The organism is Prolixibacteraceae bacterium (genome assembly GCA_019720755.1).
Lineage (GTDB): Bacteria > Bacteroidota > Bacteroidia > Bacteroidales > Prolixibacteraceae > Halosquirtibacter > Halosquirtibacter laminarini.
The window spans coordinates 1863841-1878572 of record CP081303.1 but is presented as its reverse complement, the minus strand read 5'-3'; the positions used below and the strand labels follow the sequence as shown (position 1 = coordinate 1878572).

General features: G+C 33.9%; 14 protein-coding genes. 8 read left to right on the top strand and 6 right to left on the bottom strand.

Annotated features, from left to right (window positions below):
• Window positions 1–47: 47 nt before the first annotated feature.
• Together K4L44_07535 and K4L44_07530 are read right to left on the bottom strand one after the other, a co-directional pair.
• Entirely contained in the window at window positions 48–554 is a 507-nt protein-coding gene (locus K4L44_07535; protein ID QZE15674.1) for an RNA polymerase sigma factor, read from the bottom strand.
• A 182-nt stretch (window positions 555–736) separates the two neighbouring features.
• Entirely contained in the window at window positions 737–1234 is a 498-nt protein-coding gene (locus K4L44_07530; protein ID QZE15673.1) for an RNA polymerase sigma factor, read from the bottom strand.
• A gap of 332 nt (window positions 1235–1566) precedes the next feature.
• Between K4L44_07530 and K4L44_07525 the strand changes: the two genes are divergently transcribed.
• Genes K4L44_07525 through K4L44_07515 form a run of 3 tightly spaced genes read left to right on the top strand, consistent with a single transcriptional unit; the run spans window position 1567 to window position 3490 of the window.
• Entirely contained in the window at window positions 1567–2370 is an 804-nt protein-coding gene (locus K4L44_07525; protein ID QZE15672.1) for an SDR family oxidoreductase, read from the top strand.
• 17 nt (window positions 2371–2387) lie between these two features.
• Entirely contained in the window at window positions 2388–2843 is a 456-nt protein-coding gene (locus K4L44_07520; protein ID QZE15671.1) for an acyl-CoA thioesterase, read from the top strand.
• Window positions 2844–2863: 20 nt separating this feature from the next.
• Window positions 2864–3490, top strand: a complete 627-nt coding sequence (locus K4L44_07515; GenBank protein QZE15670.1) for a LysE family translocator — start codon at window positions 2864–2866, stop codon at window positions 3488–3490.
• Window positions 3491–3609: 119 nt separating this feature from the next.
• On the opposite strand, the gene K4L44_07510 is transcribed toward K4L44_07515, so the two are convergent.
• The gene (locus K4L44_07510; GenBank protein ID QZE15972.1) at window positions 3610–4503 is read right to left on the bottom strand and encodes an IS3 family transposase; all 894 of its coding nucleotides are present in this window, start codon (window positions 4501–4503) and stop codon (window positions 3610–3612) included.
• Window positions 4482–4784: a transposase gene (locus tag K4L44_07505; protein ID QZE15669.1), complete on the bottom strand. Its 303-nt coding sequence runs from the start codon at window positions 4782–4784 to the stop codon at window positions 4482–4484. The genes K4L44_07510 and K4L44_07505 overlap by 22 nt, the downstream gene beginning before the upstream one ends.
• 1130 nt (window positions 4785–5914) lie before the next feature.
• Between K4L44_07505 and K4L44_07500 the strand changes: the two genes are divergently transcribed.
• The 3 genes from K4L44_07500 to K4L44_07490 are packed head-to-tail and all read left to right on the top strand — an operon-like array spanning window position 5915 to window position 8792.
• Window positions 5915–6820: a hypothetical protein gene (locus K4L44_07500; protein ID QZE15668.1), complete on the top strand. Its 906-nt coding sequence runs from the start codon at window positions 5915–5917 to the stop codon at window positions 6818–6820.
• Window positions 6820–7062, top strand: coding sequence for a hypothetical protein (locus K4L44_07495; protein ID QZE15667.1), 243 nt, complete (start codon window positions 6820–6822; stop codon window positions 7060–7062). Before K4L44_07500 ends, K4L44_07495 begins: the two co-directional genes overlap by 1 nt.
• Window positions 7053–8792, top strand: a complete 1740-nt coding sequence (locus K4L44_07490; protein ID QZE15666.1) for a DUF2326 domain-containing protein — start codon at window positions 7053–7055, stop codon at window positions 8790–8792. The genes K4L44_07495 and K4L44_07490 overlap by 10 nt, the downstream gene beginning before the upstream one ends.
• 190 nt (window positions 8793–8982) lie before the next feature.
• On the opposite strand, the gene K4L44_07485 is transcribed toward K4L44_07490, so the two are convergent.
• Both K4L44_07485 and K4L44_07480 read right to left on the bottom strand, forming a co-directional pair.
• A complete protein-coding gene (locus K4L44_07485) occupies window positions 8983–9144 on the bottom strand; it encodes a hypothetical protein (protein QZE15665.1) in 162 nt (53 codons plus the stop codon).
• A gap of 340 nt (window positions 9145–9484) precedes the next feature.
• The gene (locus K4L44_07480) at window positions 9485–12376 is read right to left on the bottom strand and encodes an FAD-binding oxidoreductase (GenBank protein ID QZE15664.1); all 2892 of its coding nucleotides are present in this window, start codon (window positions 12374–12376) and stop codon (window positions 9485–9487) included.
• Window positions 12377–12677: 301 nt separating this feature from the next.
• On the opposite strand from K4L44_07480, the gene pta reads away from it, so the two are divergent.
• Window positions 12678–13673 carry a phosphate acetyltransferase gene (gene pta, locus K4L44_07475; GenBank protein QZE15663.1) on the top strand — a complete coding sequence of 332 codons (996 nt, stop codon included), beginning with the start codon at window positions 12678–12680 and terminating at the stop codon, window positions 13671–13673.
• A gap of 87 nt (window positions 13674–13760) precedes the next feature.
• Entirely contained in the window at window positions 13761–14726 is a 966-nt protein-coding gene (locus tag K4L44_07470) for a 3-hydroxyacyl-CoA dehydrogenase family protein (GenBank protein QZE15662.1), read from the top strand.
• The last annotated feature ends 6 nt before the right edge of the window (window positions 14727–14732 follow it).

The window sequence follows — 14732 nt, the reverse complement described above, 5'->3', positions numbered from 1 at the left end:
TGAAGGGGTGTAAATTTGTTGGTTTGAGGTTAAATAATGTACTTATGTTATTTTGAATACTCTTTTAGCCATTTTTCTAATTTTTTTCGTGTAAAAAATATTCGACTTTTAACAGTACCAAGAGGCAGACCAAGCTTGACTGCAATCTCTTTGTATTTAAAGCCATTCAAGAACATAACGAACGGTTCCCTAAATTCCTTGTCCAAACGATAGATATTTTTTAAAATTTCTTTTTCTGCATGGGAAGAGTCCGGACTTGGAAATTGTGTGTCTCTAGAGATATTTAATAGATAGTCATTATTACTGCTATCGAAAGTAGTTTTGGTTTTTAGGTTTCTCCGATAGTCATTAATAAACGTGTTCTTCATGATTGTATAGATCCAAGCTTTAAAGTTGGTGTTGTCTTTAAACTTTTCTCTATACGTTAGCGCTTTAAGATAGGTTTCTTGAAGAAGATCTTGTGCTCTCTCCGGATCTGCCGTTAGACTTAGGGCAAAATAATATAACTTGTCCTCTAGTTGAAGTAGAGATTTTTGGAATTGGATAAGGTTCATAAAGGGGGATAGTTTATGTTTATAACCGCGTAACTCATTGTTGCATACCAAATTTATCAACAATAAAAAACATTTGCAACTCTTTTTTATTAAAAAAACATCAAAAAAGTTGTTTTTTTTGTTTATTTTTTAAATATAAAGTGAAGTTTTATTTCCTTAATGTTATTTAAATTTTAACAATACTAATGTTTCTTTATTCTACTTGATAGGTGCTTCCTTGCGAAGAATATTCTGCTTTTGACTGTTCCTAATGGTAAATTCAATTTTGTGGATATTTCTTTATATTTAAATCCCTCTAAGTAAAGTAGGAATGCTTCACGAACTCCACTTTTTAACTCTGAGATCTTGTCATTAATCTCGTTTATTCGAAGGATACTCTCTTGCATATTAGTGTTACTCTCTTTGTCGTTCGTAAGCTTGTTATATTGATTGGTGTCAAAGAGTACTCTATGAGAACCATTCTTGCGATAATTGTTGATAAAAGAATTTCTCATGATCGTAAAGATCCATGCTTTAAATTTAGTTTGAGGCTTGTAGAGTGTCCTGCTTTTCCATGCTTTAAAATATGTTTCCTGTATAAGATCTTGTGTTTTTTGATGTGATCGGGTTAATTTTAAAGCAAAATTGTACAGATAAGGCTTCCGTTGGATCAACTTTTTTTCAAAAAGAATATTTTCCATTTAAAGACGTGTTTTTAAAGATAAGTTATAGGTTCTTTCTATTAATACACTATTCATATAGAGGTTGTTGTATCTTTTACGGTTAATTTAAGTGCTTTATTATTAAAAAATAATTAGATTGGGATTGTTAATTCAAGAAGCTGTTAATTCCTGTGTATTAAATATGTTTTTCGTAATGTATTTGATAATGTGATGTTTATCTGAAAAGTGCTGTCATGTCTATTGGTTCAGTTGGATATTCTTATTCCATTATCATATTTAATCTTAAAAATAAATGTATCTTTCGCCTTATTTTAAGGTTATAAAAAGCATTCATTATTGAAATGTTTCATATGGAAAACAAAGTAGTAGTTATCACTGGAGCTTCTTCAGGTATTGGAGAAGCATTGGCAAGAACCTATTCAAGTAAAGGGGCAAAAATTGTATTGGGAGCAAGAAGACAAGATCGTCTGGAAAAATTGGCTTCTGAATTACCCTCTGATGTGCTATGTGTTGCTACAGATGTAACGAAAGAGGAGGATTGTAAGAACTTGATAAATTCTGCAATAGATCGATTTGGCAGAATTGATGTACTAATTAATAATGCAGGAATCTCTATGCGTGCTGTTTTTCAAGATGTTCAATTAGATGTGTTGAAGAATGTAATGGATGTGAACTTTTGGGGGACTGTTTATTGTACAAAATATGCACTAGAACATATCGTTCATAGCAAAGGATCTATTGTCGGTGTTATCTCTATCGCAGGATATGTTGGGCTTCCTGGTCGAACAGGATATGCTGCATCTAAATTTGCAGTAAGAGGATTTTTAGATACTGTTCGTATTGAAAATATGCATAAAGGAGTTCATGTACTTGTGGCTGCTCCTGGTTTTACCTCTTCTGAGATTCGCACTCAAGCTTTAGTTGAGGATGGTTCAAAACAAGGGGATACGCCTCGTAACGAAAGTAAAATGATGTCTGCAGAAAGATGTGCAGAGTTGATATTTAACGCGGTAAAGCGAAGAAAAAGAACCATTATCATGACTTTAGTTGAGGGTAAATTCACTGTATTATTATCTAAATTCTTCCCTAAGCTATTAGATCGATTGACATTCAATCATATGGCTAAAGAACCGAACTCTACATTTTCAAAATAAAAAATACTATTAAAGAGATGAAAAACTATACATCCATCCACTATAGAGTTTGTTATGGTGATACTGATGCTATGGGAGTGGTGTACTACGCAAATTATCTACGACTTTTCGAGATCGGAAGAAACGAGTTGATAAGAGAGATTTTTTGTTCATATCAAGAAATAGAGCAAAGTGGTATCATGATGCCAGTGGTTTCCGTTGAGGCAAAGTATCATCGTTCTGCTGTTTTTGATCAAATCTTGGAAATACGAACTTCCGTGAAGTCATTAAGTGGTTTGAAATTGGCTATAGAGACAGAAGTCTTAGACGATAAAGAGAATGTCCTTTGTAGTGGAACTACTATTTTGACTTTTCTAGATCGAAATAGCAAAAGACCATGTCGGGTTCCAGATGATTTTAAAAGTGCGATTGAGCAATTTATGAATGAACCAAACAAAATAGGATTTTGTAGTAGTAATAAAGGGTTAACCTAAAACATATTTAAAGCAACTAGATGTATTTAGAATTACTTTTGAAAGGAGCCATTATCGGTTTGTGTGCTTCTGTTCCACTTGGACCAATTGGAGTGTTATGTGTCCAAAAAACAATTAATAAGAATAGAAAAGCTGGATTTTATGCCGGATTGGGAGCAGCCTCATCCGATACAATATATGCAATTATTGCAGGTTTTAGTTTGAGCTACATTATTGATCTTATCCGTACCCATGAGGTCATGTTTCGCTTTTTTGGGGCAATTATTTTAATCGTGCTAGGATGGCATATTTTCCAATCTGACCCATCCAGTGATGTACAGAAATTTAAGAAGAAGACAGCCTCTTATTGGCAGGACTATTTCTTTACTTTTCTTCTTACATTCTCAAACCCATTAGCAATCTTAATATTCTTCTCCATTTTTGCCCGTTTTCAGATGGTGATTAGTCTAGATGAGCCACTGGTTGCCCTGTTTTTAATTGGAGGTATTTTTATCGGTGCCATGTCTTGGTGGTATATCTTGACCTCTGTTGTCAATATGTTTCGTCATAAATTTAATATGAAGAACTTGAAGTTGGGAAATCGAATAGCTGGTTCTGTTATTATAGTTTTCGCTATCGTTACTTTGCTTGCATTCTGGTTTGCTTAGTACAAAATAGATTTAACGATAAGAGGGAGTATCTTGATACTCCCTCTTGTCGTTTTTTTTCACTCTCATTTACACCTCTTTCCCTATGGTGGATATGCAACTTTTTACCGGACAAAAAGTTAAGCCGCACATTGATTATATAATTCCATAAATTCCAATGGCGATCTGTATCCCAATTTTGAGTGTATTCTTTTCCTGTTATACCAAACTTCAATAAAATGAAATATTTCTGTCTTTGCCTGAAATCTAGAGTAATAGTGTCTATGATCAATCATTTCAGATTTAATTATCTTAAAGAAATTTTCAGCTACTGCATTATCCCTGCAGTTTCCTTTTCTACTCATACTTTGAATTACATTCGCCTTTCTAAATTCTTTTTTTAATTCTTCAGCTACATATTGCACTCCTTGATCAGAGTGAAATAGCATTTCGGCCTTAGGTTTACGATTGCGTTTGGCCATTTTCCAAGCCTTCATTACAGTGTTTTCTGCCGTCATGTCCTCAGACATTGACCACCCAACAATAGAGTGGTCAAAGAGATCCATTATTGTAGTAAGGTATAGCCAACCTTGCTCTGTTGGAACATATGTAAGATCAGATACCCAAACTTTACATGGTTCGTTAGTCTTGAATTCTCGATTAAGATGATTTAATGCAACTCGTTTACCATGGTCTGACCTAGTCGTTTGGGGTTTGTAACTTTTACAAATACAACTTTTTATACCATTTCGTTTCATTATCCGAGCAATACGGTTTCTTGATGTAGTGACACCATTTTGATTAAGTACTGCTGTAATCTTATGGCTACCGTAACGACGTTTCGATTCATTATACTCTTTCAACACGAGCTTTGTATCCTTCTCCCATGCTATTTTTCTTTGGGATGGTATATCTTTTTTCCATTCATAATAAGCTGAGCTACTTATGTCTAGTGTTTTACACATACTCTCGACAGAAAACATCGTACTATTATCTGATACGAACTCATAAGTTAGCTGTCGCTCTTGGAGAATATGTTGATGGCTTTTTTTAAGATATCTCGTTCTATACGAACTTGCTTCAGCTCTTTTTCAAGTTGTGAGATTCTTGCTTCTTCGTCTGTCTGAACTAGATTGCCATTACCCTGAAATGAGTTTTTTTCATATGTATGAAACTCACGAACCCAGCGTCGTACCATATGAGCATCGATGTCGTTCTCTTCAGCAACTGAACGAGCATCTCTACCGCTATCTACAAGATTAACAATCATCATCTTGAACTCTCTTTCGTAACTCTTTCTTTTTCGTATTCCCATAATACAAATTTATTATTTTTCTGTAATAAGGGGTTTAACCTGCTATCCGTACAAATATACCACATCCATGGATTGATTATGGTTTGATCCGTACTTTGTTCATGGTTTGTTCATGGTTTGTTCATGGTTTGTTCATCGATTCTCCATCGATTCGGTGGCTGAAGCATGAACAATCCATGAATTAATCATGGACAAAATAACTGTCAAATAGCCTTTCGATAGCTATTTTATCAAGAGCTGACATACTGTCGAGACAGTGTCATGACACTGTCACTGTCAGAAAAAGTGTGTAAGTGATATGAAATAGGTGTTGTTTTAGGAGGACCTGTGATTTAGGATAAAGAGTCTGTGGACAGATTGTAATATATCCTTAAGTAAGATATTTACGCAGTACAATAGTATAGATGTTCCTTGTGGTTACCCTTATGTTTCAGAATCGCATATAAAACGTTGTAGATGAACTATTCCGATTGCTTATTTTACAAACATAGGAGAGCCTAACTGTCTCATGATACATCAAAATTGATGATTATAAATTTGCTATTTACACATGTTGCAAGAACTTTAGGGAGACACTGCCTTGTCTAGGGTGTCAGAATATTCTATTTCGAGTGGTGTAATATCATGATCTTCTATTTATGTCAATTAGATGAGAATAGATCGCTACCCCTCTTTTGATTTTGTTATATTGTGCAATGTAATACAAGGCACTGCCTTGTATCTACGGCTGCAGATACTTAATTTGTTGACTACAACTATCATCATATCATAGTGGACAGATAAGGGCTGATTCATAATAGAAGTTCTAGTGTTTCTGCTGAATCATTTAATGCAAAAAAAAGCGTTTTGGGCTCTACAAAGTGGAGTGATAGAAATAACTTTTTTCTTATAGCATTCGAACAAGGTATATGTTTAATTTGCATAATATATTGATTGATGACTGATTTGTGTTTACTGCTCCTTTTGAACGTAGACGAATAGTAGTAGTGGTATCATTGAAAAAGAGATAACTATTTTTATGATCATTCTCATTTTAAATCTGTATTTTAGAATCAATGATATTCATCATTTTGTTTCGTTTTAATACTTAGAATAAAAGAAACTATTAAATTATTTTTATTTTTGTATGTATGAAAGGTGAACAAAAAACTCTTGCCAGAAAGCTCTTCAGACTTAAAATACATGAGTCTGATGGAAATGCATTTGAAGATTTATTTACCCAGATAATGAATTATGCTGAACCTGATTTTCAACAAATAAAACCATGGGGCAATATTGGAGATCGAAAAAACGATGGATATATAAGATCAAAAGGTGTCTTTTTTCAAGTCTATGCACCAATCGATATAATTAAAAGTTATCCTGATACTGTTAAAAAGTTAATTGTTGATTTTAATGGTCTATTAAGTCATAAGCAATGGAAGCCTATTCGTGAATTCTACTTTGTTGTTAATGATAAATACAAAGGCGTAAATCCTGATGCGACTGCCACACTTGATGATTTAATATTTAAAAATAAACTACTTAAGGGTAAAATTATTACGCCAAAAGATTTAGAAAGAATCTTATTTTCATTAAATGATGATGAAATATTTGACATCGTTGGAATATTGCCAAATTTGGAAAATATTAATATTGATTTTTCTGTAATAACTGAAGTAATTTCACATATAAAGAAATTACCATTTACTTCCTTACCCGAGAAGCTTACACTACCAGATTGGAATGAAAAGATTAATTTCAATAACCTTAATGATAATACAAGATTGATATTAAATAATGCATCTATGAATTTGGGTGATTTAAATGAGTATTTATCTGAAGATCCATTTTTGGGTGAAGAATTACAAATAAGAATGGTTGAAATATATCAAACTTTGAAAATAGAGTATCAAGGGGATGATCTATTTTGGAATATTGTAAAGAAGTGTTGTCCTCGGTTAGAAAATCAGTTTATTTCGTCAATAAGTGTTATTATGGCAAAATATTTTGAATGTTGTGATATTTTTGAAGAACCAATAAAAATATATAAGTAATGATAATGCCTTCAAAACACATAAATTTTTCTCAATCTTTACTTGGTTTAGGTAGTTATCTTTTAAAGAAATTAGATCAACCCAAAAGTATAGATGATATTTGGGAAGAATATCAACATGATTATGAAAATGGATTATATGCATCAAAACATAGTTTTGATAATATTATCATGACCTTAATTTTTCTATATGGAATAAATGCAATTAAACAAAAGAAAGGAATAATTAGCAAATGCAATTAATATCGTTAACAGCAAACATGCCTTCATTTAAAACTGTAAATTTTATAAATGAAACAGGTTTAAATTTTATTGTTGCTACACAAGTTAATAATAGATCATCGAATAACGATGAGTCTCCAACTTCAAATGGTGTAGGAAAATCATTGATTGTTGCCCTCGTTCATTTTTGTTTAGGTTCTAGTTCCAAAACGGTATTCAAATCAAAATTAAAAGAATGGACATTTACTTTGACTTTTAAAATTGAAGGCTCTGAATATGTTTCCTCTAGAAGTACCGAAAATCAGAATGTTATTGTGTTTAATGGACGGGAGCTCAAAATTAAAGATTTTAAAGATAAACTTGAAGCTTTATTGTTTCGGATTCCTGAAAATGTAAGTCAACTATCCTTTCGTTCCTTGATACCTTTTTTTGCAAGACCAAGGAAAGCTTCATATAATATGTTTAATAACCCTAATGCTGTCAAAAATGCATATCAAATTCAGGTAACAAACGCATTGCTATTGGGGCTAAATATTTTCTTGATAGAAGAAAAGTTCAAACTACGAAAAGAGCAGGAACGAATAAAGAAACTTGTTTCAGATTTAAAGAATGATGATCTATTAAAGGAATTTTTTAACAGGAAGAAAGATTCATCTATTGAGTTACAACAAATTAAAGATGATATTGACTTGTTGCAAACCAAGCTCAATAAATTTGAGGTTGCAGAGGATTATTATGAAGTTAATGCAGAAGCTGACAAGTTGAAAAATGAATTAGACAAGATCAATAATAAGATTGTCTTATTTCAAAATCAAATAAGAAAGATCGATCAAACTTTGAAACTTTCTCCTGATATTGACAAGCAGAATATTGAGAATATCTATAAAGAAGCTTCAATCATCATAAAGCAGGATGCTTTAAAAACATTGGATGAACTAGAAAAGTTTTATCAGAATCTTACATCTAGTCGTAATAAAAGACTTCAAGAACAAAAGACGAGCTTCCAAAGAGAAATAGAAGACTTACAGAATCAGTCTAAGGAAAGGGTAAATAAATTAGATTCAAGATTAAGATACTTAGATGCAAAGCAGGCTCTCGATGTATACACAAAAATGAATCAGAAATTGTCGGATTTGAGAGCACAAGAAGCAAATGTTAGGCGATATGATGAATTAATCGAGAGTTATAATAAAAATAAGATTAAAATTGATAAAAAATTCATTGAATCAACAGAGAACACAATACAGTATTTAATAGATTCAAGAGAAAAAACGAATGTCCTGAATGATTTTTTTAGAGAGTTAGCCAAACGATTTTATCCTAAATCTGGAGCTGGAATCTCTATTATTAATAATAGTGGTGAGAATCAAATTAGATTTGATATCGATGCAAAAATTGAGGCAGATGCTTCTGATGGTATTAATAACATAAAGATATTTTGTTATGATTTGACTTTGTTGCTCAAAGGAGAATCTCATAATGTGAATTTTTTGTTCCATGATAGTAGGCTATTAAGTGATACAGATCCAAGGCAAATCGCGGAATTATTTAAGGTATTAGCTGATTATATAAAAATTTCGGGGAAACAATATAATTTAACGTTGAACCAGAATCAGTTGGAAGAAGTAAAACAATATCTATCGGAAGAAGAATTTAAAACTATTATTACTGACAATATTTGTTTAGAGTTGAAAGATGGGAATCCTAAAGATAAATTATTAGGTATCCAGATAGATATGATATATGATTAGAACGTGTAAATAGAAATTGATTTATCTATTATTAAATGTTGTAAAAACAATCGTTATTACATCTGTTTTTTTATGTAAATCTGATCGTATGCATATGTAAAATAAATGACATATTTGGTGAATTTAGCTTAATACTGAAGAGTCTAATTATCGCTGTTAATAGTTATCAAGGCAAGATAATCCACCGTCATTATTTAGTAGATATGATGTGCTTCATTAATATTCTAGTTGTGTACATTATGGTTAGAAATATCTCTATCATTTTATCATAATCTAAAGTGATAGAGATGTTGTCAGTTGGATTGTTTTTTAATTTCCAAATCAATTCAGCAATTGCTAAATTGCTACTCATCAAATGTTTTTTGAATTATTAAATGTTGATACCCGAAAAAGAAATTACAGGATAGCTTTAGTAGAAGCTCCTCTTTTTTCCTATTTATTAGTAACTTTCATCTGTTACACTAGCTAGAACTAGAATGTTAGCATTTTGATTAAGAATACAATAAATGATTTCCACAAAAGAGAATACTCCTACTCTTTATGTATGAGCAAACTAGTACTTGAATTGCATTACAACATTTTTTGTTAAGAATAACAATGGGAACACTGATGTTGGCGAGAGATTTAATTCACGAATGATTTTAAAAATGTTTCTGTTGTCAAATTCTTACTTGTTTAAATACGCTTTATCTCTATCGCTCCATAATATGATAAAGCCACTCTATTGGATGTAGAACTGTCGCACCGGTGTTCTGAGCAATGTGGTGTCTACAGCTTGTGCCTGATGCGATAAAGGTTGTATTTTCAATTCTTTTTCGAACATCTGGAAAAAGCTTTACCTCTCCAACTTGAATTGCTAAGGTTGCATGTGCTTTCTCATATCCAAATGAACCAGCCATTCCACAACAGGCTGTTTTAGAAGTTTCGACGATTCCATTGGTAAACATCGAAAGAAGAGCTACTGTTTTGTCAATTCCAAAAGAGGCTTTTTGATGACAGTGTCCATGATAATAGATATTTCGATCTGTTTTTTGTGTTGATTTGAGTAACGAAGGATTTTTTGATATGATATTCAAAAGGTAATGATCAATTAGATCAATATTCGCAATATAGGGTTTAAAGTCGCTTGGGTTGTCTATCAGATCCATATATTCATCCACTAGCGTTGCTGTTGTAGATGGCTCAATTCCTAAGATAGGGGTGTTGGGGCTTATCTCAGAGAGAATCCATGAGACATTTTTATCGGCAATCTTTTTTGCCTGCTTTAATAATCCTTTGGAAATATAGGTTCTTCCATTTTGAGAGAGGAAAATAGGCTTTATATTGCACCCCAGTTTTAGAAGTAGAAGAAAGGCTTTATATCCCAACTCACTATCGAAATAGTTTGTAAACTCATCGACATATAATATTACATCAGGATTGCTGTGAGGTGCTGGGTGTCTGTCCATTTTACTCCTAGCAGTTTTGTTTGCAAATCGTGGCATGGCGGTATTGGATGCTATTTGGAGCATCTTTTTTGTAATGAAGGATTGTGCAAAAAAATTACTTGTCCTCGGGAGTTTAGATGCCAAAATAGCCAGTTGGGGAAGATAGGCAATTGCCAAGGTTTGAAGCGTAGGCCTATGCTTTTCATAGTATTGAGCAAGATATTCAGATTTTAACTTTGCAACATCTACACTTGAAGGACACTCTCTCTTACAAGCTTTGCATCCCAAACAGTGGGTAATCGTTTTCAAGAGCTCTTTGTCTATATTCCACTGCACTTCGTTGGTACGTAGCGTTGCACGCATCAAATTGGAACGACCACGAGTGCTATATTCCTCTTGTTTGGTTGCATGATATGTTGGACACATCCCTTGATAGTTTTTGTCTTTTCGGATACAGATCCCTGAGCCTGTACATTTATCTATTTGATCATGAAAATTGATAGAATTATCATATCGATAGTAAGTAGGAAGAGAGGGGATCGGTTCCTTTAAGTTATACTTTAGATGATTAAAGTCGGGATCTGCATTTAATATTACATTGGGATTGAACAGTCCATGAGGATCAAAGGCTCTCTTGATGTTTTTAAACCATGCGATGACCTCTTTAGAGAACATATATGGGAGCATTGGCGATCTTAATCGACCATCCCCATGTTCGCCAGAAAGGGAGCCTCTGTATTTTTTAACTAAAAGTGCTACCTCTTTGGCTAAGGTAAGAAATAACTCCTTGTCGTGGTGATCTTCTAGATCCAACATCGGGCGTAGGTGTAGTTCCCCTGTGGCAATATGGGCGTAGAACACACAATTTAATCCTAGTCTGTCAAACAAGATGTTTAAATCGTCTATATATGCAGGAAGGTGTTTCGGTGCAACAGCAGTGTCTTCAATGACAGTGGTACTTCTCTTTTTTGACTTAATATTTGCAAGAACACCCAGTCCATCTTTTCGAATATTCCATAATGTTTGGATCTCTTCGGCTTTCTTATACTGAGAAAATAAAGCCGAAGGGTATTGTTTGTTAATGTTATGGATTGCATCGTGACAGAGGTTGTCTAGAGCTGTAGATTGATCATCTACAAACTCTGCCATTAGAACAGCTTGAGGGGTTTTGGGGAAATAATGATTTAAGTCGTATTTATTTAGTTTTTTGACAGCATCTACAATATAGTGATCCATCAACTCAATGGCTATCGGTTTATGTTTGAGTATCTCAAGGTTTGCACAGAGTGCGTCTTGAAGGCTATCAAAAGCAATGACTAGTAATGTTCTGTTTTTAGGATATTGAGGTTGTAGATGGATTCGTATTTTGGTTGCAATAGCCAATGTCCCTTCCGACCCTGCAATCAGTCTACTTATGTTGTACGTGCGTTTCTGTTCATGGTATATTTGATCCAATGCATATCCCATATTTCTACGTTTTAATATGGGATCAGGAAAATGCGTTGATACGGACTCAGCAAATCTTGGAGCATGAATTATTTTATCGATAGAATGATATATTCTCGACTCCACTCTATTCGGACCATGGGTTTTTTTGATCAATTGATCGTAAGTTAACTCCTTAAAACGAATTTTTGAGCCATCTTCCATGATGCAATCTATTCGATCAATATGATCTCTTACACTTCCCATAACAAGAGAGTGAAGACCACATGAATTATTCCCTAACATTCCACCAATACAACATCTTGAAGCTGTAGATGTTTCGGGACCAAAAAGAAGTCCCATTGGTTTCAATGTGTTGTTTAGGTGTTCTAGGTTTACTCCTGGCTCCACCTCGACCCACCTCTCTTCAGGAGAGATTTTTAAAATCTGATTCATGTAACGGGACATATCTAAGATAATCCCGCTTCCTATTGCTTGTCCTGCGAGGGAGGTTCCTGCGGTTCTTGCCGTGATTGAGATCCCATATTTGTTTGCAAATTTGATGGTTGCAATCACATCCTTTTCGTCCTTTGGAAAGACCACTGCGCGTGGCTTTATATAGAAGAGAGAGGAGTCGGTTGCATACATGATTTGATTTGTCTTATCAGTAGCTACATCTCCTGAAATAGTGTGCATCAATATTTTCCATGGGATCGAATGTGATGTTTTCATATGACAATAAATTTATATCAAAAAGAGTGATATTTTTTTAAAAAAGGGATGTGTACAAGTCAATAAAATGTTATTTTTGTAATCTAAAGATTGCAAAATAGTCTTGTGTGTGAAATATCATCATTACAAGAGATCGATTTTATACAAAAATACACCTAAATATATGCTCTACAGCAGAAGATATAGAAAAAAGTGGATTTTGTGTTATAAAATTAATTAATCAGTCGATTAAATGGGACATTTTTATATAGATTTGTCCAAACAATAACAATAGCATTCAGCTTTAATATCGTCAAGAAAGATGGAATTATTAAACCAAATTAAGGAGAACGCCAAAAAAGCAAATAAGAAAATTGTTCTTCCAGAAGGTACAGAGGAGCGTACTTTAAAAGCAACAGAGATTTTGTTAAAAGAGGGGATCGCACAAATCATTTTATTAGGCAATCCTGAAACGGTAAAGGCAAATGCAGCAAGCTTGGGGGTTTGTATTGATGGTGCAACGATCGTTGATCCTGCAACAGATAGCAACAGAGATGCTTATGCAGATATTATGGTTGAGATTCGTAAGAAAAAAGGACTTACTAAAGAGAAAGCCTTGGATATGTTGAATGATCCATTGTGTTTTGGTCCTATTATGATTAAAGCCGGTCATGCAGATGGGGAAGTTGCTGGAGCGATCAATGCTACAGGCGATGTGTTACGTCCTGCTTTCCAATTTGTAAAAACTTTACCTGGAATGAGTGTGGTATCTGGAGCATTTTTAATGTTCTTAAAAGATAAAACATTTGGACATGAAGGAGTAATGGTTTTTTCTGATTGTGCTGTGATGCCAGAAACAAATGATAAGCAGTTGGCAGAGATTGCTGTAGCAACAGCGAAGACTGCTAAGGCAATTGTTGGAATGGATCCTAAAGTTGCTATGTTGAGTTTCTCTACAAAAGGTAGTGCTAAACATGATGTGGTAGATAAGGTTGCCAATGCAACGAAGATAGCTCAGGAGATGGCTCCAGAATTCAAAATTGATGGAGAACTTCAATTGGATGCAGCGATCGTAGAAGAGGTAGCTGCTCTAAAAGCTCCAGAAAGTCCAGTAGCTGGTAAAGCGAATGTACTTATCTTCCCAAGCCTTGAGGCTGGTAATATTGGTTATAAGTTGGTACAACGTTTGGCAGGAGCTCAAGCTGTTGGTCCTGTTCTACAGGGAATGGCTGCACCAATCAATGACCTTTCTCGTGGATGTTCTGTAAGTGATATTGTAAACTTGGTTGCAATTACTGCAACTCAAGCAGCAGGATAGAGATGAAATAACTATTTCAAGAGAGAGGAGACTCTCTCTTGAAAACGATAGATTTATAGAGCTATAAAAGAAAAAAGAATCGCTAAAATGACAAAGATAGTTGAACAAATTGAGGATTTCGGTCTGAGTAAAAAGCACCGTTCAAAAACGTTGTTTTCTAAGATTGGTATTGTCGGATGTGGTAAAGTTGGACAAAATATTGCACGTATTGCCGCTTTTAATGGCATCGAGGTCGTATTTATTGAGGTTTCTCTCGAAAAAATCTCTGAGGCCAAAACGAGTATCGAGAATGAGTTGGACAAACGCATAGATAATTGGGGACTTACTCCTGGTGAGAAGAAAGCGATCCTATCAAGAATTTGTGGTTCAACAGATTATTCGGATCTAGCAGAGTGTGACTTTGTAATTGAAGCAATACGTGAACAATCTGAAGGATTGAGAATTGAAACACGTAAAGATGTTTTCAAAGAGATCGAAGCAAAAGTAAGTAAGGAATGTATTATTGCAACAAACTCAACAACTATTGCAATCACGGAACTTGCTTCTGAATTAGAATATAAAGAGCGTTGTGTAAGCTTACACTTCTTCATTCAGTCTGCAGAGGCGAAGGTTTGTGAAGTGGTTAAAAGTCTTTATACTACAGAAAGAGTATATCAAAGTGTCGTGACATTTGTACATATGTTGAATAGAAGTGTGGTTAGCGCATCAGAATCTGCTGGCTTGGTTTCTATTAGACTATTCTGTTCTCTCTTGAATGAAGCTTGTGAAACGCTTATGGAAGGAGTTTCTGATATTCCAGATATCGATAAAACAATGAAAGTTGGTTTCGGTATGCGTTTTGGTCCATTTGAGTTAGCAGATATTTTAGGTATCGATAAGATCGAAAGATATATGGAGAACTTATATGGAGAATTTGGTAAAGTAAAATACAAACCATCTCCATTAATTAAAAAGTTGTCTCGTGCAAAACGTTATGGTAAAGATGTAGGTCAAGGTTTCTATGGCTACGATGAGAATAACGTGATTGTAAGAGAAAATTATTTTAAGTTGTAATTGAAA

What these genes read in the sequence shown, in the direction of transcription:
- K4L44_07480 (QZE15664.1), bottom strand. Translation starts at nt 12,376, where the DNA reads ATGAAAACATCACATTCGATCCCATGGAAAATATTGATGCACACTATT.
- K4L44_07490 (QZE15666.1), top strand. Translation starts at nt 7,053, where the DNA reads ATGCAATTAATATCGTTAACAGCAAACATGCCTTCATTTAAAACTGTA.
- K4L44_07470 (QZE15662.1), top strand. Translation starts at nt 13,761, where the DNA reads ATGACAAAGATAGTTGAACAAATTGAGGATTTCGGTCTGAGTAAAAAG.
- K4L44_07495 (QZE15667.1), top strand. Translation starts at nt 6,820, where the DNA reads ATGATAATGCCTTCAAAACACATAAATTTTTCTCAATCTTTACTTGGT.
- pta (QZE15663.1), top strand. Translation starts at nt 12,678, where the DNA reads ATGGAATTATTAAACCAAATTAAGGAGAACGCCAAAAAAGCAAATAAG.
- K4L44_07485 (QZE15665.1), bottom strand. Translation starts at nt 9,144, where the DNA reads ATGAGTAGCAATTTAGCAATTGCTGAATTGATTTGGAAATTAAAAAAC.
- K4L44_07530 (QZE15673.1), bottom strand. Translation starts at nt 1,234, where the DNA reads ATGGAAAATATTCTTTTTGAAAAAAAGTTGATCCAACGGAAGCCTTAT.
- K4L44_07505 (QZE15669.1), bottom strand. Translation starts at nt 4,784, where the DNA reads ATGGGAATACGAAAAAGAAAGAGTTACGAAAGAGAGTTCAAGATGATG.
- K4L44_07500 (QZE15668.1), top strand. Translation starts at nt 5,915, where the DNA reads ATGAAAGGTGAACAAAAAACTCTTGCCAGAAAGCTCTTCAGACTTAAA.
- K4L44_07525 (QZE15672.1), top strand. Translation starts at nt 1,567, where the DNA reads ATGGAAAACAAAGTAGTAGTTATCACTGGAGCTTCTTCAGGTATTGGA.
- K4L44_07515 (QZE15670.1), top strand. Translation starts at nt 2,864, where the DNA reads ATGTATTTAGAATTACTTTTGAAAGGAGCCATTATCGGTTTGTGTGCT.
- K4L44_07535 (QZE15674.1), bottom strand. Translation starts at nt 554, where the DNA reads ATGAACCTTATCCAATTCCAAAAATCTCTACTTCAACTAGAGGACAAG.
- K4L44_07520 (QZE15671.1), top strand. Translation starts at nt 2,388, where the DNA reads ATGAAAAACTATACATCCATCCACTATAGAGTTTGTTATGGTGATACT.